We start from the raw sequence: 18,952 nt of genomic DNA, 5'->3' as shown, positions 1-18,952 counted from the left end.
TCAGGCTCCGATCATGGCCTGGCCGCAGACGCGAACGATGTTGCCGTTCACCGCGTTCGAGGCCGGGCTGGCGAAGTAGGCGATGGTCTCGGCGACGTCCACGGTCTGCCCGCCCTGCAGCAGCGAGCTGAGCAGCCGGCCTGCCTCGCGGGTGCCGACCGGAATGGCGGCGGTCATCGCGGTCTCGATGAAACCGGGGGCGACGGCGTTGATGGTGATGCCCTTCTCGGCCAGCTTGGGCGCCTCGGCGTTCACCATGCCGATGACACCCGCCTTGGAGGCGCCGTAGTTGGTCTGGCCGCGGTTACCGGCGATACCGGCGATCGAGGACACGTCGATCACCCGGCCGCCCTCCTTCAGCGCACCCTTGGCCACCAGGCCCTCGGTAATGCGGTGCGGCGCCGCGAGATTGACGTTGAGCACGGCGTCCCAGCGCGCGGCGTCCATGTTCGCGAGCAGCTTGTCGCGGGTGATGCCGGCGTTGTGGACGATGATGTCGATGCCGCCGAAGCGCTCGGTCGCGAATTCGGCGATCTTGTCCGCAGCGTCGGGAGCGGTGACGTCGACCGCGAGCGCCGTGCCGCCGACCTTGTTGGCGGTCTGCGACAGCGCCTCGCCGGCGGCGGGGATGTCGGCGACGATCACGGTGGCGCCGTCGCGGGCGAAGACCTCGGCGATGGTGGCGCCGATACCGCGGGCGGCCCCGGTCACCACCGCGACCTTGCCGTCGAGCGGCTTGGTCCAGTCGATGCCGGCGGCGGCGTTGTCGTCCTTGCCGACCCGGAAGACCTGGCCGTCGACGAAGGCCGACTTGGCCGAGAGGATGAAGCGCAGGGTCGACTCCAGACCCGTGGCGGCCGCGGCGGCCTCCGGGTGCAGGTAGACCAGGTTGGCGGTGGCGCCGCGCAGGAGTTCCTTACCCACGCTGCGGGAGAAGCCCTCCAGCGCGCGCTGCGCGATCTGCGCGTCGACGCTGCCCGCGAGTTCCGGCGTGGTGCCGACGACCAGCACGCGGCCGGAGGGAGCGATCGACCGCATGGCCGGCTGGAAGAACTCGAACAGCTGCGACAGTTCCTCCACGGTGCCGATGCCGGTGGCGTCGAAGACCAGCGCGCCGACCTTCACGCCCTGCGTGGGGGCGTCGACGAAGGTGTAGTCCGACAGCAGGGTGCGCGCGGCGTCGGCGACGCGGCCCTTCCCGCCGAGCAGGACCGGGCCGGGCAGCGCCGGCTCGCCCGGGGTGTAGCGGCGGAGCTTCTCCGGCTTCGGCAGGCCCAATTTGCCGGCCAGGAAGGCGCCGGGGGCGGAATTGACGAACGAACCGTAAAGGTTGGGAGCGCCCTTGCTCTTGCTGGCTGCCACTGTTCCTACCTTCTCCTTGTGTCGTATGTGGACGATCTGAACGTCTGCCGTAACCGTATTTCCCCACTACCCCGCGCGTTGTAGCCCACATCTCCGGGGTACGGTGTCGACAATTAACTTACTCCAGAGTAAGTTTAATGTAAACCGACGGAACCGCCAGCAGTACAGTCGGCCGGGTACCGACTTCGTCCCCAACATGCGGCATTCCCGGCTCCGGACCCAGAAAACCCGACGAGACAGTGGAGACTCGAGTGACAACCAAAGCCCGTTCGGCGAAGACCGCACCATCGAGCAGCCGGGCCGAGAAGGCCAAGCAGGCCAAGCCTGTCGCCGTTCTCGGCGGTAATCGGATTCCGTTCGCTCGCTCCGACGGCCGTTACGCCCACGCCTCGAACCAGGATATGTTCACTTCCGCGCTCAACGGCCTGGTCAGCCGATTCGGATTGCAGGGCGAGCGGCTGGGCATGGTCGTCGGCGGCGCGGTGCTCAAGCGCGTCGGCGAACACGGCATGGTCCGCGAGAGCGTGCTGGGCAGCGAGCTGTCGCCCTACACCCCCGCCCACGATCTGCAGCTCGCCTGCGGCACCGGCCTGCAGTCGATCGTCACCGTCGGCGACGCGATCGCGCTGGGCCGGATCGAGGCCGGTATCGGCGGCGGCACCGACACCACCTCCGACGCGCCGATCGGCGTGAGCGAATCCATGCGCGAATGGATGCTCGACGCCAACCGGGCGCGCAACAACAAGGACTACGTCAAGCTCGTCGGCCGGCTGCGCCCGAGCATGGTCGGCATCGAAATCCCGCGCAACGCCGAGCCGCGCACCGGGCTGTCGATGGGTGACCACGCGGCGATCACCGCGAAGGAATTCGGCATCGCCCGCGAGGCGCAGGACGAACTGGCCTACCTCTCGCACAAGAACATGGCCGCCGCCTACGACCGCGGCTTCTTCGACGACCTGGTCACCCCGTTCCTGGGCCTGACCCGCGACGACAACCTGCGCCCGAACTCCTCGCTGGAGAAGCTGGCCACTCTGAAGCCGGTGTTCGGCAACAAGCTCGGCGACGCCACCATGACCGCCGGCAACTCCACCCCGCTCACCGACGGCGCCTCCGCGGTGCTGCTGGGCAGCGAGGAATGGGCCGCCGAGCGCAACCTGAAGCCGCTGGCCTACCTGGTCGACAGCGAAGTCGCCGCGGTCGACTACGTCTGGGGTCCGGACGGCCTGCTGATGGCGCCGACCTACGCGGTGCCGCGCCTGCTCGCCCGCAACGGCCTCACTCTGCAGGATTTCGACTACTACGAGATCCACGAGGCGTTCGCCTCGGTCGTGCTGGCCACCCTGCAGGCGTGGGAATCCGACCAGTACTGCAAGGAGCGCCTGGGCCTGGACGGCGCCCTCGGTGCGATCGACCGCGCCAAGCTCAATGTCAACGGCTCCTCGCTGGCCGCCGGGCACCCGTTCGCCGCGACCGGTGGACGCATCGTCGCCCAGACCGCGAAGCAGTTGGCGGAGAAGGGTTCCGGTCGCGCGCTGATCTCCATCTGCGCCGCCGGCGGCCAGGGTGTGGTCGCGATCCTGGAGCGTTGATTCGCGCCGACGCTCGGCGAGTACGACGAAACGACGCCGGCCCGTATCGAACGGGCCGGCGTCGTTTCATTTCCGACCATCGGCCGGATTTCGAGATCAGGGCAGAATCTGCGGCACCGCGTCCGGTGCGAGGACGCCCACCAGCAAACCGACGAGGGCGCCCTGGAAAGCGGGACCCAGAGCGCACAGCGGAATAAGCGGAATTCCCACAATGGTGACCGCGCAGACGACGGCCCCGAATACCGCACCGACAGCGGCACCCGCGGCCGCGCCATTGGCGAGCGGATCGTGATTGGCCGCATTCGGATTGGTGGCGATGTCCTGCGCGGCGGCGGTCGCCACCGGCTGTGCGACCTCCGCGGCGGCAGCCGCCTCACCCGCCGGAGCGGCGGCCGACTGCGCCACCGGCGCCGCGGCGAAGCGGGCGATCGGGGCCGCTTGCGGAGCCGTGGCCAGCTGAGCGACGGGCGCCGGCTGGGCAGCGGCAGCCGGGGTTTCGGCGGTTGCCGCCCCCGCACCCGCGAAGGTCACCGCGACGGCCAGCGGCAATGCCGCGACGAGAGCCCTACGCCCGAAAATGCCGATTGTGCGACGCATGATTGTTTTTCCTGTCCTCCCGACCCCGCGCCATACTGAATACGCTGGCATGCAGGGCGTTTCACGTTGCGAATTGCAACGGATCAGTTCTATCCGAAAGCAGTCTTTGAAGCAAGCCCGGTTCACATGATTCGTGACGGCGAAAAGCATTCGGTGACATCGAATTCGGCTACCGATCGGTAATCCGGGAAGTCAGCGCGCGGGCGACAGGACCGCGATAGTCAGCGCGTCCAGTCGGACCGGGTCGGCGACGACCTCGTAGGCGGCCACCCGGTCCTCGCGCACGGTGAGCAGAAGGACCGCCGCCAGTGTCCCGCGCGGTGCCACGACGAGGCCCGGCCGACCGTCGACCAGCGCGAGGCCCGCGACCCGGGAACGGCTGCGCAGCAACACGGTTTCCTCGGCCACCGCCGCCGCACCACGCACGACCGACGCGATGCCGGGCGGCAGGGCGGCCGGGTCCGCGGTGCGCACGACATCGGGTGCGAGGACCGCGAGCAGGGCGCCGAGGTCGCCGGCCCGTGCCGCCGACAGGAACGCGCCGACCACCTCGCGATGACGGTCGAGTTCGGCCGTGGGCGTCGAGGTGTCGCCGCGCATCCGCTGCCGGGCGCGGCTGGCCAGCTTCTTCGTCGTCGCCGCGGTACGGCCCACGATCGGGGCGATATCGTCGAACGGGACGGCGAACATGTCGTGCAACACGAAGGCGACGCGCTCGTCCGGGCTCAGCGTCCGCAACACCACCAGCATCGCGCGGCCGACCGAGTCGGCCAGTACCGCTTCGGCTTCCGGTTCGGCGAAGAGGGGCCGAGGGCCCGCACCGGTGGAGTCGAGCGCGACGGAACTGTTCGCGAGATCGATGAACTCTTCCCGCCGCGCGGCCCGGGAACGCAGCTGGTCCAGGCAGATTCGCGAGACGACGGTGGTGAGCCACGCCGCGAGATTGCCGATCTCGAGCCCGTCCGCCGCATCGTCATCCGACGCCCCTTTGCCCGCCGCGCCCCCTCCCGTCGTGTCTCGCCCATCATGCTTCGTCTCGGTCGCGCTCGTGGCCCGATCGAGGCGCAGCCAGGCTTCCTGCACGACGTCGTCGGCTTCGTTCAGCGAGCCCAGCATGCGATAGGCGATATCGCGCAGCAGGTCACGGTGTCGTTCGAAGCGCCGCGCCAGCTCGTCCCGATCGCGCACCGGTCACCTTTCTCGGTCGCCGCACGTCGAACCCGATGTGGGACGGATTCGCCCTGTTCGCCCGCGCCGTGGGCTCGGCCCACACCTTCACCATCGCAGATCAGGGCGCCGAACGAGCAGGAGGGTGTCATGCACACCGCATACGTGACCGTCACGATCCTCGCCGCTGTGGTCGTCTTCGGGGCGGCCGTCGTCGACATCGTGAACCCGGACTGGGTGCGCGGCAATATGCGCAGTTACGGGGTACCGGACCGGGCGCTGATGCCGTTGGCGGCGATCAAGGCCGCGGGCGCACTCGGGTTACTGGCCGGCCTGGCGATCCCGGCGATCGGCCTGGCCGCCGCCATCGGCCTCGTGCTGTATTTCGTCGGCGCGGTGATCACCATCGTGCGGGCGCGCTGGTACGCGCATCTGCCGTATCCGATGCCGTGCCTGGCGCTCGCCGTGGCGACGGCCTGCCTGTTCCCCCTCGCCTGACCCGGCGGCGCGGGCGGCGGCGCGCACGGCTCACCCGGCGGTGCGCTCCACCGCTGCCACGACCTCCGACAACAGCGGCAGCGATTCGTCGCGCTGGGGTGCGCGCGCCCACCACCGGCCCTCATGGGTGTGCCGCCCGAATCCGGTGGGCAGAATGACATTGCTGCGATGGGATCCGATATCGACGCCGAGGCGTTCCAATCGCAGTGTCCGGTCCACATCCGGATATCCGTCGAATACCGCGATAAACGTTCGCCGCGGCGGGTGTTCACGCACCAGCACCGGCCCCGGAATCCCGCGCACGGTCAATTCGCCGAGTACCAGCGCACCGAGCGGCTCCGGCGTATTCACCGCGGCGACCGAGTCGCCGAGGGGTAAGACCACATATCCGGGCGAGGTGACGCGCACATAGGGTAATCCGAACAGCTCCCGGTAGGTGTCCGCCCAATCCTGTGGCGTAGCAATCTCTTTCAATCGCACGATGCACCTCACTCACTGTCCATCTCCCGGCGCCGTGCCCCGGCTCCGTTCGTCGGTTGTTCCAGTGAATACCGGAAATCGCAGCAGTTACACGTGATTCGGTGAATCACACGCGAATTGTCAGCCACGAGTGAGGTTCAGGACACAGTCCGCCCGGTCCGGACCGAATGGTCGCATCCGGTCCGGGCCGAATCCGGCGACGAAACGGAACGGTTTCGAATCGAATCGGCGAATACCGATCGACATCCCGCATTCATGCTGATCGCGCGGGTACTCTCGGGGCCGCGGGTAGTTTCGGAACGACCCGCATGCGCACGGCACGGATGTCCGGGAGGTCGGCATGACTTGCGACTTGATGCTCATCGCATACGACGGTTCCGAGAATGCGAAGCGGGCCGTGGAATATGCGGGGCGATTTTTGTCCGCACCCAAGGCGGTCGTGCTCACCGCCTGGGAGCCGATGGTGCGCCAGGCCGCGCGGCTGTCCGGACTTTCCGGTGTGATGCAGCCGGAATGGCTCCCGGACGAGGAGATCGAGGATATCGCCTACGTCGACGCGAAACAGATCAATGCCGAGGGCGTACGGCTGGCCAAATTGGCGGGATTGAATGCGGAGCCGCGTACCGCCGAATGCACCTCGACCATCTGGAACGCGATCGTCGACGTGGCCGACGAGCTGAATGTCGACATCATCGTCGCCGGTACGCGCGGTTCCACCGGCATCCGCGCCCTGCTGCATTCGAGCGTGGCGGAGGCGGTGCTCAAACACTGCCATCGGCCGATTCTGCTGGTGCCGCCGGGAAAGGAACCGATACCGGTCAGCGATCTCGCCGGTCAGCTGTGAGGGCGCCCCCTCTGCACATGAGTCTGCCCACATGAGATCTGCGTCGCTACCCGGGCGCCGCCGGTTCCGCACACGACTATGGTCGGGAAACTATGGACGGCTTTCTGCTCGCACAACCGGGGGGCGTGGTCCGTACGACCGGCATCCGGCGCGCATTCGACGATGCGCGGCGGGCAGCGACGGCCCTGCGCGACGGCGCGGCGGAACTGATCGTCGGCGCGATCCCGTTCGATCCGGGCGATGCGGCCGCCCTGTGTGAGCCGCAGCAGGCGCAACACAGTGCGGGCCCGTGGCGTCCGGCCGCCGTGCCACCCCTGCCCGAGGTCCGGGTCGTCGCGGAAATTCCCAGTCCGGCAGAGCATGTGGCCCGGGTGACGAAACTGGTGGAGCAGCTGTCGGATCCGGGGCAGCCGTTACGCAAGGTCGTCGCCGCGCGCTCGCTGATCGCCGAGGCGGAGCAGCCGCTCGAACCCGAGGTGGTCGCCGCGCACCTGCTCGTTCGCCATCCTCAGGCCAACGTCTTCGCCGTCGATCTGACACCCGCCGGCCGGACCGGGGCGCACCTGGTCGGCGCCACACCGGAGGTGCTGGTCGCCCGGCACGGGGACACCGTCACGCTGCGTCCCCTGGCCGGGACGCTACCCCGGCACCCCGACCCCGCCCTCGATGCCGAGCGGTCGCGGGAGTTGTTGTCCAGTACCAAGAATCGCGACGAACACGCCTTCGTCATCGAGTGGATCCGGGAACAACTCGGCCCGGTCTGCGCCGAACTCGCGATCCCCGACGGCCCGGAGCTGATCAACACCACCGAGGTCTGGCATCTGGCGACGCCGATCACCGGCCGCCTGCGCGATCCCGCCACCAGCGCGCTCGACCTGGCCCTGCTGTTGCATCCCACGCCCGCGGTCTGCGGCACCCCCACCGCCCTCGCCCTGCGGACCATCACCGAGTACGAGGAGCCGCGCGGGTTCTACGGCGGCGCGGTCGGCTGGTGCGACGCGCGCGGCGACGGTGAATGGGTCGTCGCCATCCGCTGCGCCGAATTGTCCGCGGACGGCCGCACCGCGCAGGCCTACGGGGGCGGCGGCATCGTGGCGGCCTCGGATCCGCGCACCGAACTCGACGAGACGACGGCGAAACTGCGCACCCTGTTGAACGGGCTGGCCTGCCCGGTACCGGACCAGCCGAGCTGATCGCGGCTGCTCGAAGGGCCGCTCGGCAGCCGTTCACCCGGCGGGTTGCCGTGCTGCCTGTCTCCGGCGGCGCGGCGATGTTGTAGGTTGGCTCGCAAGACGCCTGTGTCGATGTTGGGAGTACGCGATGAAGTTTGCCGTCCCGGGGGTTGCGAGCGCCGTCGCCGGAGCGCTGCTCGGTGTGATCGCGGTGTTCATTGTCGTGACGGCGACAGCGCAGAATTCGCGACCCGAGGTGGATCGCAGTGGCGACGCGTCGTCGTCCCTGCTGAACAACGTTGAGTACGGCGCGCGCTGACGCTGCGCCCGCCGCTGCCCCTTCCGCCGACTCTCTTTCCTCGGCCACCGCACCCCTGGGCCGGCGTTGGTTCGCCGGTACCGTTCTCGTCGCCTTCCTGCTGACCTTTCTGCAGGCACCCGGCAACACCGTCGCCGACACCAAATACGACCTCGCCCAGAATCCGGTCGGATTCCTGCAGCGTGCCGCCCATTTGTGGAGCAGCCAGGCGCCGATGGGCCAGGTGCAGAACCAGGCGTACGGATATTTCTTCCCGCACGGCGCCTTCTTCTCGCTGGGCCATGTGCTGGGCCTTCCGGCGTGGGTGACGCAGCGGATCTGGTGGGCGCTGCTGATTCTCGCCGGCTTCTGGGGCATCGTCCGGCTGTGCGAGGTGCTGGGCATCGGCACCCGTGGTTCCCGGGTGGTCGCGGCGGTCGCGTTCGCGCTGTCGCCGCGAGTGCTCACCACGCTCGGATCCATCTCCTCGGAAACCCTGCCGATGATGCTGGCTCCCTGGGTGCTGCTCGCCCCGGCGGCCCTGGGTGTCGTCGGGATGCCGCGGATTCATGCCGCCCCGTCCGGGGGGCGGCGACTGCTACCGCACCGGCCGACCGCCGAATCGGTATCGATGCGCGGTGCGACCTCCCCGGCGGCGAGCGCCCTCGCGCTGGCGCTGATGGGGTCGGTCAACGCGGTCGCGACCGTGGCCGCCTTTCTGCCCGCGGCACTGTGGTGGGCGTCGTATCGCCCGAATCGCACCTGGTGGCGGTTCACCCGGACCTGGATTCCGCTGCTGATCCTGGGCACCTTCTGGTGGGTGGTGCCGCTGCTGGTGCTCGGCAAGGTGAGCCCGCCGTTCCTGGACTACATCGAATCCTCCGGCGTGACCACCCAGTGGGCGTCGCTGGGTGAGGTGCTACGCGGCACCGACAGCTGGACGCCCTACGTCTCGCCGGAGCGGATCGCGGGTGCGGTGCTGGTCACCCAGCCCGCGGCGGTGCTGGCCACGGGTGTGCTCGCGGCGGCCGGAATGGCCGGGCTGGCGCTGCGTTCCATGCCGGCGCGCGGACGGTTCACGCTCGTCCTGCTCGCCGGCCTGGTCGGCATCTGCGCCGGATACGCCGGGCAGCTCGGCGGGCCGTTCGCCGAATCGGTGCGGATCTTCCTGGATTCCGGCGGCGCCCCGCTGCGCAACGTGCACAAGCTGGAACCACTGATCCGCATCCCGCTGGTGGTCGGGCTCGCCCATCTGCTGCGGCGGGTGCCGCTGCCCGCCTCGGTGCCGATGCCGGTGTGGCGCAATGCCTTCGCGCATCCGGAACGCAACCGGATGGTCGCGGTGGCGGCGCTGCTGCTGGCGGCGCTGGCGCTGTCGACCTCGTTGGCATGGACCGGCAAGCTCGCCCCGCGCGGCGCCTACGACAAGGTGCCGGCGTACTGGCAGCAGACCGCCGACTGGCTGACGCGCAATGCCTCGGACACCCGGGCGCTGGTGGTGCCGGGTGCGCCGTTCGGCAGTCAGATCTGGGGACTGACCCGCGACGAACCACTGCAGGCTCTGGCCCGCACGCCGTGGGCGGTGCGAGATGCCGTGCCGCTCACGCCGCCTGGCGCGATCCGGGCGATGGATTCGGTGCAGCGCCTGATCGCCGACGGGCGGCCCTCGACCGGGCTCGCACCGACCCTGATCGATCAGGGCATCGGAATTCTGGTGCTGCGCAACGATCTCGACCCCGATACCTCCCGCTCCACCCGGCCCATGCTGGCGCACGCGGCGATCGAGGGTTCGCCCGGCATCACCAAGGTCGCCGAATTCGGCAACCCCATCGAAGTGGGCCACGGTGACGGCCTGGTCGCCGACGGTGATCTGCGCCCGACGTATCCGGCGATCGAGATCTACCGGGTGGACGCCGGCGACCGCGGTGACCCGGCCGACATCCGCAGTGGCCCCGGCGCGCCCGCGAGTTTCCCGGGGGCGCGGACCGTGCCGCTGCGTGCGGTTCCGGTCGTCCAGGGCGGGCCGGAAGTGCTGGAACGGCTGCGGCGCAACGACTCCGACGCGAACGGTCCGGCCCTGCTGGCCGCCGATGCCGCCCGCGCCGGACTCACTCCCACCGCGACGACGATCACCGATACCCCGATGGATCGGGAGGCCGATTTCGGGCGGGTCGACAACCACAACTCGGCGCTGCGCGCGCCCACCGACGCCCGCCGCACCCACAACCTGGTCCCCGACTACCCCGTGCCCGGCGCGCAGCCGGTGGAGGGGCAGTGGTCCGGCGCCACCGTCACGGCGTCCAGTTCCGCGGCCGATGCCACCCAGCTCGGCGGGGCGGCGCCCGGCAGTTCGACCGCCGCCGCCTTCGACGGGGATCCGAGTACCGCGTGGTTGAGCACCAGCGCCGAACACGCTGTCGGACAATGGCTTCGGCTCGACCTCGACCATCCGATCGAGGCCGGCGCACTCCAGGTGATCACGAGTCCGGCCGCGATCGGCGATCCGGTGAAATGGATCGAGGTGCGCACCGCCAACGGCACGGTGGCCGCGCGGATATCGGAACCCGGTGCGCCGGTGTCGGTTTCGTTGCCCCCGGGGCGTACCGACTGGCTCACCATCACCGCGACCCGCACCGAGAACGGCACCGGTGGTGGGCAATTCGGTATCAGCGAAGTTCAGCTGTTCGACTATTCGAACCGTGACGCGCCGACGCCGGTGACGATTCGCCACCGCACGGTGTTACCGCCCGTTCCGGCCGGCACGCCGGTGCGCGGCTGGAATCTGGGTCAGGAATTCCCCGGTCGCAGTGGATGTTTCGATGCGCCGGATCGGGTGCGCTGCAGTAAGGGGCTCGCGCTGCCCGCCGAGGAGCCGGGCGCCTTCGAACGCACTCTCGGTGTCCCGGATCCGGTGACGGTCGCGCCGCGACTGACCCTGCGCACCCGGCAGGGCCCGGCACTGGAAAGCCTGCTGACCGACCCCGAACGGCCCATCGCCCGGGGCAAAGCCGATGTGGGCGATCTGCGTGGTTCGGCCTTCGCGGCGACCGACGGCGATCCGCGCACCAGCTGGATCGCGCCCGAGGACACCGTCCGCAATCGCACCGGCGCCAAACCGACACTGACGATTCAGCTTCCGCGACCGGAACTGGTGACCGGCCTCGAGGTCACCCCGCCGATGGGCGCGCTGCCCGCGCGTCCGACCTCGATCGCGGTGAATCTCGGGGACGGGCCGCAGGTCCGCGAGGTTCCGCGCGCACCGAAGGGACGCGATCCGGAAGCGACGGCCGATTCGCCGGGCCGCACGTCGCCGACCGCCACACCGCCGCCGGACGCGCCCGCCCCGCAGCCGAAGTCGACCGACACCCCCGCGCCGATGTCGGCGCCGCCGACGCCGGTGCGGCTGGAGTTGCATCCGCACGTCACCGACCACATCGAGATCAGCATCGATACCTGGAAGCCGGTGCTGGACCGTACCGCACTCGGGCTCACCCAGGAGCAGCCGCCGGGCCTGGCGGAGGTGTCCGTCCTCGGGCCGGACTACCCGCCGCCCGCCCCGGGCGATCGGCCCGTGACCGTGGACTGCGACCACGGCCCGACCATCGCGGTCGCCGGTCGGGTGCTGCACACGAGCGTGACCGCGACGGCCGATGATTTGCGCACGGGGCAGCCGGTGACCGCGACGGTGTGCGCGCCCGGCGATACGGGGGCGGGCGGTGCGACAGTCGATCTTCCGGCCGGTTCCGTCGATGTCACGGTCGCCCCGACCGAACTGTTCTCGGTCGACGAACTGCGCTTGGACAATACGGCTTTCGCGACCGGCAGCGCCGCTCCCGCGACACCGGCCGCGGACGGCGGCGACGCGACGCGGCCGTCCCACGACGGTGACGAAGCACCCGGCGCGGGCGGGCCCGCCGACGACCTCCCCACGCCGGAGCCGACCGGAGGCGCCGCTCGCCGCCCGGCGGGTATCGATGCGCGGGCCGGCGATCGCCTGCTGGTACTGCCGGTCAGCACCAATGTCGGCTGGACCGCACACACCGGGGACGGCCACACGTTGCGACCCGTGGTGGTCGACGGATGGAAGCAGGGGTGGGTGCTCCCCGCCGACGCGCACGGCCCGGTGACCGTGGCATTCCCGCTCGACCGCTGGTATCGCCCGGCCATCTTCGGCGGATTGCTACTGCTGATCCCGCTGGCGCTGCTGGCCCTTCCGGTTCCGGGACGACTGCGTAAACGGTTGCGGCACAGCGGCAATGGCGACCGCGCGGCCGAACCGGCAACGGACGACGCGACACCGCTTCCCGGAGAAGGCGAGGCGGCCGGCGCCACAGCCCTGTCGGCGGCCGACTCACCCGCCCCGGCGAACGGTGCACCGGCGACGGGAGACGGTGCGCTCGCGGAAGGAATCGGCGCCGGCACGGCACTCCGGCCGCACGATTCCGGGGCCGCCATCCCGGCACCGGCCTCTTCCGCGGTTTCCTACGACCCCGCGCCTCGGACGTGGAACAGCTGGTGGCTGGGCGCCGCCGGGGTATTGGTCGCCGCATTCGTCATCGCCGGCCCGATCGGGACGCTGTGCGCCGCAATCGGTGTCGTCGCGGTGCGGGTGCTGCCGCAGGCGCCGCTCGCCCTCGCGGTGCTGGCCGGGGCCGGAACCATCCTGGGCGAAGCAGCGCTGTCCACCGGTCCGTGGCGGTCGGGAGAGGTCTATATGGGTGGCTCGCTGTGGGCGCAGTTCCCGGCGCTGGTGGCGGTGGTCGCCGTGGGCGTCGCCGCACTGCCCGCGCGCGCACCGGTGTGGCGGGCGGGTTCCGCTAACCGAACCGGCGTTTGACCCACTGCCGCACCGGTTCTTCGACCAGCGCGTAACTCGCGGCGGCCAGCGGCATCGTGAAGGCGACCGTCAACGCCAGCACATGCAGGAACCCGCCGTTGAACGGAATGAAACCGAAGATCGGGAACATCATCGCCAGCACCACCAGATGCCAGATGAAGATGCCGTAGGACCAGCGCCCGATCGTCAGCGCCAGGCGGCTCTCGAGAAAGCGGTGCCGCGCGCCACCGACCACGAGCGGGGCGAGCAGGCCGAAACCGATCAAGGCCCCTAGACCCATTTTCATCGCGTACTGCCACGCCGCGGCGCGGGCCAGTCCGGCGGGACCGGCCAGATCGGTGGCCGCCAGCGCGAAGGCGACCGCGGCGACCGACCACATCAGCCGGCGGTCGCCGAGCCGGCGCTGCCAGCGTGGGGACGCGTCGCCGTTCCGGGACCGCGCGGCCAGGACCTCGGCCAGTTCGGCCAGCACCATGCCCGCCGCGAACCACGGCAGATATCCGGGCAGCCAGTTGTCGGCGTGGATGGCGTCCGGGGTCGGCACCGGCAGGAAATTCCAGCCCAGGCACAGCACTCCGAGCGCGGTCACCGCGAACACCCGCTGCCGTGCCGCCGAGCCGCGCAACCGGAGCAGCGCCCAGGCCAGCAGCGGCAGCACCAGATAGAACGCCACCTCCACCGACAGACTCCACATCTGGGTGAGACCGTCGGTCAGGGTCAGCGGGACGAACACCTGCACCAATGCCAGATTCGCTCCCCACACCCGCAGCCCGGCCGAATGCGCCGCCGAGGGCAGCAGCGTGAGCGCCACGCAGACCACGACCCAGTAGGCGGGCAGGATGCGAGCGGCCCGGTGCAGCAGATAGCGCCCGGCCCGGGGAGCGGCGCCCAGGCCGCGGGCCGCTGCGGCGTGCGGGCGCCACAGCAGGAAGCCGGACAGACCGAAGAAGACGGCGACGGCCATATCGAATCGCTCCCACACCCGCCCGATCACCGGCGTCGCGGTGGCGCCGGTCTGGAAGGCCACGTGTGTCAGCACCACGCCGAGGGCGGCCAGCCCGCGCAGCCCCTCCAGCGCCGGAACGAATCTCCGGGTTCCAGGAACCGCCGGAGCCGGACGCGACACCGTGGTAGCCGGCACGTCGGTGCTGGATGTGGCGATTCCTGGGGTTGCGGTCATCGCGATCCAGTGTGCCCTGCCGGGTTCGCCGGCGCCTCGTGTGGCTCCCCGCGCCGCGACCCCGAGCCGCGGCACGCCGGACGCTCGTACTTTTTCGGAGCGTTTTCCGCACTCAGCTCGCCGGGTTAAGGTGCCGGACTGTTAGTGTCGGGGCTCACGAGTGCTTGTGTTATGACCGCACCCGGTTATGAGCGCACCCGGACGAGGCTTGTTCGACGACGAGGAGAGTTTGCATGGCACTCAGTGCCGGTACCAAGAGGACGGTGGCCTGCCTGCTCGTGGGACTCGGTGCGCTGTTGATCGTCGCAGCGATACTGGTCCCGACCTACGGGGTGAGCCAGTTGGCGAAAACTCCCCTGGACCTCGAGATCACCACGATCGCGTCCAACAAGCCCGACGCTCCGAGCGAGGTGCTGGATTCGAAAACGCTCCTCACGGGCGAGGGGCCGGCGGTGGTCGATAAGAACGTCGGGCTCATCTCGCAGCGCTTCCTCACCGTCGAGGATCCGTCGGGCAAGACCAATATGACGATCCAGGCTGGTCAGACGCTGCGCCGCAAGGACAAGACCGGTGACACCGGCCTGCTGTCGGCGATCATCGACCGCGTCACCATCAACCGTAAGACCGGCCAGCCGATCGACGACGACCCCAACGGCTCGATCGCCACCACCGTCGACAGCAAGGGCAACAGCGTCGCGGATCCGGTGCAGCACACCGGCCTCCAGTACCGCTTCCCGATCGGTACCGAGAAGACCACCTACCCGTACTTCGACATCAACGCGCGTAAGTCGTTCGATATGAAGTTCGTGGAGGAGACCGAGATCAACGATCTGACGGTCTACCACTTCCGCCAGCAGGTGCCGGCCACCGATCTGTCGAAGGTCACGTCCTCGCCGACCAACCGGCTCACCTTCCCGGCGGCCAAGTGGGGCGTCCCGGGCGAGGGTGACATCACGATGAACCGCTACTACACCAACACCCGCGACGTGTGGGTGGAGCCGAAGACCGGCACCGTGGTGAACGGCTCCGAGCAGCTGCACCAGTACTACGCGCGCAGCGCGGACAAGCCCGAGGTCACCGCGATCAACACCACGCTGACCTTCGACCCCGGCACCGTCCGCTCGCAGACCGACGAGGCCCGCAAGTACATGGATCAGCTGTCGCTCTACGGCCGCACGCTGCCGATCGTCTTCGGTGTGCTGGGCGCGATCTCGCTGATCGCCGGTCTGTTCCTGGGCCTGCGCGGCGGCGACGGCTCCTCGAAGCCGGGCCGCCTGGTCAAGAAGCCGCAGACGGCCCCGCCGGGCGACAAGCCGGGGCAGGCGTTCTCGGAGGCGCCGACGCAGCAGATCGACATCAGTAAGAACCGCTAGGTTCTCGGCTCGCGCAGTGGCTCCCCGGTTGTCGAACCGGGGAGCCACTGTCGTGTTCGGGCACTGTCATGTTCGGGCACTGTCGTATTCGGGCACTGTCGTATCCCGCGCGCGCTACCGTGCGGCCGGTCGAGCGGCGGGCTGCATGCGGAAGGTGAGGGCCTCCATCAGGGTTTTGCGCTGGGTTTTCTGGACCGCCGCGATCCGCCACCGGCCGTCGGATTCGCGAACCACGGTGTAGGTGGCGAGTTTGCCCAGCTTCTTCGGCTTCCCCTTGGCCGATTCGCCGCGAGTGACGACCACGGCGGTATCGCTGCCGTAGCAGCGGATCTCGATGATGTCGACGGCGAGCCGGGTGCCCTTCAGGAAGCTGTCGAACAGCGCCTGATGCGCGCTGCCGATCTCGGCCCCGCCGTGGTAGACGGTGCCCAGGTAGGTGACGTCGGTGGCGTCGGCGGTGAAGCACGCGCCGTAGGCAGCGCCGTCGCCGCGATTCCAGGCGTCCCGGCTGCGCTCGATGAGGGCGCGGATGGCAGTGGTGTCGGTGGTGGCGGGCATGAGTGATCCCTCTCGTGATATTCTCTGCTTAGAAGATTTTACTTCTTTAACGAAGTTTCTTCGTAGGAGAAGAAATTACGAGAAGGGTGTGCCACGTGTCAACAACGAGCCATGACGGCGATCCCAGCCAGGTCTTTCGCCGCTATCTGAGTTCGGTTGTGCTCCATGCCCAAGCGGGCGCGAAGGCGGTCGGGCTCGGCGCCACCGACCTCTACGCGCTCAACATCCTGGAGTTGAGCGGCGCGATGACGCCCGGCGAACTCGGTGCCCGCACCGGGCTCACCACCGGACCCACCACCCGCCTGATCGATCGCCTGGAACAGGGTGGTTACGTGCGCCGGGCGCCGGATCCGGCCGACCGGCGCAAGGTCATCGTCGAACCGGTGGACCGGCCCGCCGGCCTGGACAGCGCCCTGGCCCCCGCGCGCCGCCGGATCGGCGAGATCGTGCGCGGCTACACCCCCGAACAGCGGGAATTACTGTTCGACTATTTCGCGCGCGCGGCCGACGCGTACCAACGCGCGGCCGAAGACATCACCGCCGAGCACGTCACGGAAGCGGACGGGTGAGCCGCCCCCAGTCGTCACTCGGCTGATAGCGTCGAAAGTCGTTCGCCCACAGTGGCATCGGTGTCAGCGCCCGGGTCACGGTGTACGGCCCGGATCACGACGGCGACCACCACCGCGGTAACGGTCGCGGCGACTCCGGTGGCCAGCGCGATCAACACCGGAAGGCTGCGCACGAACGGCACGGCGACACCCACTTCGACCGCCAATCCGACCCAGATCACGACGGCCGGCGCCGTGCGGTCGGCGGCGATGGCCGACAGCAACGCCCCCTGCAGCACCGCCAGCAGCGCGCCGGCCAGCGCGAACAGCCACAGCAGATCCTCGATCGGCGCGTAGTCACGGCCGGCGAACAGTGGGGCCAGTGGCGCAAGCACGGCCGCACCCGCCACGGCGACCAGGCCGACCAGCGCCAGCACGCCGAGCGCGGAACGCAGCGCGCGCACGGAATGCTGTGGTTGCGCCATCCGCGGATACAGCACGACGCCGACGGCCTGCGGCAACCAGAACGCGATCTTGGTGGCGATCGCGCCGAGGGCATAGCGGCTGGCGTCCGCCTCGTCCAGCACGATGCGGGCGACGATCAGATCCGCCGACGACAGCGCCATCAAGGCGGCTTGGACCTGGGCCGCGCGCAGGACCGCGGTCACGCCGGCTGCCCGCACCGCACCGGTTCCGCGGACCTCCACGGCGATCGGGGCCCGCGCGACGTCGGCCGTGTTCGGCAGTGGATTCGAGCCGGCATCCGGCGCCGAGCGGGCGATCAGCGCGATCCGGTTCGCCGCGACGGTAGCCACCAGGAGGCCGAGGGCAGCGCCCCAGAGCGCGGCAGCGGCGCCCGCCCCGACGGCCAGCGCGATCAGCGCCGGAACTACCCGGGCGATCGCCGAACCACCGAGAACGGTTGCGAGCGAACGAAATCGGTTCGTCCCCTGCAGAATGCCCTGCTCTCCGGAGAGCAACACGAGCACCGGTGCCGCGATCAGCGCCCCGCCCGCGGCCGGCGCGCGCACGTGCAGCAGGACCGCGACGAGGGGTATGAGCGCGAGTGCGGCGACCGCCACGATCATCGCGCAGCGCCGGGTCAAACCGCGGACCGTCGCCACCGCGGCGCCGCGCACCAGCTCTCGTGCGACCACATTCTGCAGCGCCAACGCCGGCACCGCGGCCAGCAACTGCACGGCCAGCAGGCTCGCGAAGGCGCTGTAGCCGGCCACGCCCAGCCACCGCCCGGCCAGCAGTTGCAGCAGGTAGCCGGCGATATTCGCGGTCATGGCCCCAGCGGTCACCAGGGTCATATCCGCGACCACGGGTAGACGGCGCAGGGCAGGCATCCCGCCATGCTCCCACCTCGTCGCCGCCCGGCACAGCCGAGGCCCGCCGGCGGGACCGTCGAGCGGGGGTTTTCAGTCGTCGTCCACGAGCTGCCGCCGCACGTCGAGCAGGTGGTGGCGGACCTCGTGAAGGGTGTGGACCGCCACCCAGCGCAGTTCGCGCTCCCCGCGATCGGGGTAGTTGTACAGGACGCGACGCTCCCAGTCGTCCGCGGTGAGGCGGTCGAGCACATTCGCGAGCAGGCGCGCCGACACGAGCAGTTCCTGCGCCACGTCCGCGGGGTCCTGGTCGGCGTAGCCGTCGTGATCGGCGCGTTCGTCGCGGCCCATGGTGATCAGGGCCGGGCGATCGGTGCGGCGCGCCAGCAGGATGCGCTCTCGCTGCACGAGCAGCACGTCGCGGACATGGCAGCCGTACTCCAGCGGCGACCACAGCCGAGGTCGGCGCCGACGCGCCGCGTCGGGACAGTCGTTCAGCGTCGCCGCCAGCTCGGTGATGCCCGCGAGGATGGCGGCCGCGGCCTGTGGGGATTCGGCCAGCCGGTACTCGAAGCCGCATTCGTCGCATCGATCCATGGACAACTCATTTCGCCGCGTTGACACCGTCTCACTGAGACCATATCTTTAGTATCGCAGATACGGTCTCAATGTGAGGGTTTGATATGTCGATCGAAGCGAACAAGGACGTCATCCGCCGATTCATGACCGCCGGTGACGCCGCGACCAGGGATTTGGCGGCGATCTGGGACAGCTTCACGCCCGACTGCACCTTTCCGACCCTCGCCGCCCGCACCGGGCGTGCCTCGTTCACCGTGACGGACTACCGGACCTTCCTGCTCGACTATTTCCGCGCACTTCCCGACGCCACCTTCACCGTGGACGAGCTGATCGCCGAGGACGACCGGGTCTGGGCCCACATCACCATCCGCGGCACCCACTCCGCCGAACTGCGCGGCGTCCCCGCGACCCACCGGCCGGTGGAGTACACCCAGCTCGGCCTGTACACGCTTCGCGAGGGCAAGATCGCCCGGGCACGGGCGGTCTTCGACGACGTGACGTTGCTGCGCCAGATCGGCGTGCAGGTGTAGGAGCGTGGC

General features: G+C 69.7%; 17 protein-coding genes. 9 read left to right on the top strand and 8 right to left on the bottom strand.

The annotated features are described in order from the left end of the window. Positions 1-1,362 carry a 3-oxoacyl-ACP reductase gene (locus NA3_RS27590; protein ID WP_084491907.1) on the bottom strand — a complete coding sequence of 454 codons (1,362 nt, stop codon included), beginning with the start codon at positions 1,360-1,362 and terminating at the stop codon, positions 1-3. Positions 1,363-1,613: 251 nt separating this feature from the next. Between NA3_RS27590 and NA3_RS27585 the strand changes: the two genes are divergently transcribed. After that, a complete protein-coding gene (locus tag NA3_RS27585) occupies positions 1,614-2,951 on the top strand; it encodes an acetyl-CoA C-acetyltransferase (RefSeq protein ID WP_062966539.1) in 1,338 nt (445 codons plus the stop codon). Between the two features lie 96 nt (positions 2,952-3,047). Here the strand turns inward: NA3_RS27585 and NA3_RS38055 are convergent, their stop codons facing one another. Then, positions 3,048-3,548, bottom strand: coding sequence for a hypothetical protein (locus tag NA3_RS38055; protein WP_174561113.1), 501 nt, complete (start codon positions 3,546-3,548; stop codon positions 3,048-3,050). Between the two features lie 192 nt (positions 3,549-3,740). Continuing rightward, positions 3,741-4,736, bottom strand: coding sequence for a sigma factor (locus NA3_RS27575; RefSeq protein WP_062966538.1), 996 nt, complete (start codon positions 4,734-4,736; stop codon positions 3,741-3,743). Positions 4,737-4,865: 129 nt separating this feature from the next. Here NA3_RS27575 and NA3_RS27570 point away from each other — a divergent pair, with 129 nt between their 5' ends. Next, positions 4,866-5,213, top strand: coding sequence for a DoxX family protein (locus NA3_RS27570; protein ID WP_062966537.1), 348 nt, complete (start codon positions 4,866-4,868; stop codon positions 5,211-5,213). A 30-nt stretch (positions 5,214-5,243) separates the two neighbouring features. Here the strand turns inward: NA3_RS27570 and NA3_RS27565 are convergent, their stop codons facing one another. Further along, on the bottom strand, positions 5,244-5,693 hold the full coding sequence (locus tag NA3_RS27565) for a VOC family protein (RefSeq protein WP_128145003.1): 450 nt from the start codon (positions 5,691-5,693) through the stop codon (positions 5,244-5,246). Positions 5,694-6,033: 340 nt separating this feature from the next. Here NA3_RS27565 and NA3_RS27560 point away from each other — a divergent pair, with 340 nt between their 5' ends. The 4 genes from NA3_RS27560 (at position 6,034) to NA3_RS35575 (ending at position 12,844) form a co-directional block, all read left to right on the top strand. Beyond that, on the top strand, positions 6,034-6,537 hold the full coding sequence (locus NA3_RS27560; RefSeq protein ID WP_030514240.1) for a universal stress protein: 504 nt from the start codon (positions 6,034-6,036) through the stop codon (positions 6,535-6,537). A 92-nt stretch (positions 6,538-6,629) separates the two neighbouring features. After that, positions 6,630-7,730, top strand: coding sequence for an isochorismate synthase (locus NA3_RS27555; protein WP_062966535.1), 1,101 nt, complete (start codon positions 6,630-6,632; stop codon positions 7,728-7,730). Between the two features lie 127 nt (positions 7,731-7,857). Then, positions 7,858-8,028 (top strand): DUF2613 domain-containing protein, encoded by a 171-nt coding sequence (locus NA3_RS36315; RefSeq protein ID WP_083893268.1) that lies wholly within the window; start codon positions 7,858-7,860, stop codon positions 8,026-8,028. Beyond that, positions 8,009-12,844 carry an alpha-(1->3)-arabinofuranosyltransferase gene (locus NA3_RS35575; RefSeq protein WP_174561112.1) on the top strand — a complete coding sequence of 1,612 codons (4,836 nt, stop codon included), beginning with the start codon at positions 8,009-8,011 and terminating at the stop codon, positions 12,842-12,844. Before NA3_RS36315 ends, NA3_RS35575 begins: the two co-directional genes overlap by 20 nt. On the opposite strand, the gene NA3_RS27545 is transcribed toward NA3_RS35575, so the two are convergent. After that, the gene (locus NA3_RS27545; RefSeq protein WP_062966640.1) at positions 12,825-14,024 is read right to left on the bottom strand and encodes an acyltransferase family protein; all 1,200 of its coding nucleotides are present in this window, start codon (positions 14,022-14,024) and stop codon (positions 12,825-12,827) included. The two genes, NA3_RS35575 and NA3_RS27545, sit on opposite strands and share 20 nt — an antisense overlap. Before the next feature lie 233 nt (positions 14,025-14,257). Here NA3_RS27545 and pgfA point away from each other — a divergent pair, with 233 nt between their 5' ends. Then, entirely contained in the window at positions 14,258-15,397 is a 1,140-nt protein-coding gene (gene pgfA, locus NA3_RS27540) for a cell envelope lipid trafficking protein PgfA (RefSeq protein ID WP_062966534.1), read from the top strand. 114 nt (positions 15,398-15,511) lie between these two features. On the opposite strand, the gene NA3_RS27535 is transcribed toward pgfA, so the two are convergent. Beyond that, on the bottom strand, positions 15,512-15,955 hold the full coding sequence (locus NA3_RS27535; protein WP_062966533.1) for an SgcJ/EcaC family oxidoreductase: 444 nt from the start codon (positions 15,953-15,955) through the stop codon (positions 15,512-15,514). A gap of 95 nt (positions 15,956-16,050) precedes the next feature. On the opposite strand from NA3_RS27535, the gene NA3_RS27530 reads away from it, so the two are divergent. Next, positions 16,051-16,524, top strand: coding sequence for a MarR family winged helix-turn-helix transcriptional regulator (locus tag NA3_RS27530; protein ID WP_062966532.1), 474 nt, complete (start codon positions 16,051-16,053; stop codon positions 16,522-16,524). A 14-nt stretch (positions 16,525-16,538) separates the two neighbouring features. On the opposite strand, the gene NA3_RS27525 is transcribed toward NA3_RS27530, so the two are convergent. Together NA3_RS27525 and NA3_RS27520 are read right to left on the bottom strand one after the other, a co-directional pair. Continuing rightward, on the bottom strand, positions 16,539-17,855 hold the full coding sequence (locus NA3_RS27525) for a hypothetical protein (RefSeq protein ID WP_062966531.1): 1,317 nt from the start codon (positions 17,853-17,855) through the stop codon (positions 16,539-16,541). Between the two features lie 72 nt (positions 17,856-17,927). Beyond that, entirely contained in the window at positions 17,928-18,431 is a 504-nt protein-coding gene (locus tag NA3_RS27520) for a DinB family protein (RefSeq protein WP_062966530.1), read from the bottom strand. An 86-nt stretch (positions 18,432-18,517) separates the two neighbouring features. Between NA3_RS27520 and NA3_RS27515 the strand changes: the two genes are divergently transcribed. Beyond that, a complete protein-coding gene (locus NA3_RS27515; RefSeq protein ID WP_062966529.1) occupies positions 18,518-18,943 on the top strand; it encodes an ester cyclase in 426 nt (141 codons plus the stop codon). Positions 18,944-18,952: the final 9 nt, after the last annotated feature.

This window comes from Nocardia africana NBRC 100379 (assembly GCF_001612635.1).
In the GTDB taxonomy this organism is placed as follows: domain Bacteria; phylum Actinomycetota; class Actinomycetes; order Mycobacteriales; family Mycobacteriaceae; genus Nocardia; species Nocardia africana.
Note: the sequence above shows the minus strand (reverse complement) of the source record. Positions and strands in the feature narration are given on the sequence as shown.

Coding starts and splice junctions, on each gene's coding strand:
- NA3_RS27560 (WP_030514240.1), top strand. CDS start 6,034: ATGACTTGCGACTTGATGCTCATCGCATACGACGGTTCCGAGAATGCG.
- pgfA (WP_062966534.1), top strand. CDS start 14,258: ATGGCACTCAGTGCCGGTACCAAGAGGACGGTGGCCTGCCTGCTCGTG.
- NA3_RS27525 (WP_062966531.1), bottom strand. CDS start 17,855: ATGCCTGCCCTGCGCCGTCTACCCGTGGTCGCGGATATGACCCTGGTG.
- NA3_RS27515 (WP_062966529.1), top strand. CDS start 18,518: ATGTCGATCGAAGCGAACAAGGACGTCATCCGCCGATTCATGACCGCC.
- NA3_RS27555 (WP_062966535.1), top strand. CDS start 6,630: ATGGACGGCTTTCTGCTCGCACAACCGGGGGGCGTGGTCCGTACGACC.
- NA3_RS27545 (WP_062966640.1), bottom strand. CDS start 14,024: ATGACCGCAACCCCAGGAATCGCCACATCCAGCACCGACGTGCCGGCT.
- NA3_RS27535 (WP_062966533.1), bottom strand. CDS start 15,955: ATGCCCGCCACCACCGACACCACTGCCATCCGCGCCCTCATCGAGCGC.
- NA3_RS38055 (WP_174561113.1), bottom strand. CDS start 3,548: ATGCGTCGCACAATCGGCATTTTCGGGCGTAGGGCTCTCGTCGCGGCA.
- NA3_RS27520 (WP_062966530.1), bottom strand. CDS start 18,431: ATGGATCGATGCGACGAATGCGGCTTCGAGTACCGGCTGGCCGAATCC.
- NA3_RS36315 (WP_083893268.1), top strand. CDS start 7,858: ATGAAGTTTGCCGTCCCGGGGGTTGCGAGCGCCGTCGCCGGAGCGCTG.
- NA3_RS27570 (WP_062966537.1), top strand. CDS start 4,866: ATGCACACCGCATACGTGACCGTCACGATCCTCGCCGCTGTGGTCGTC.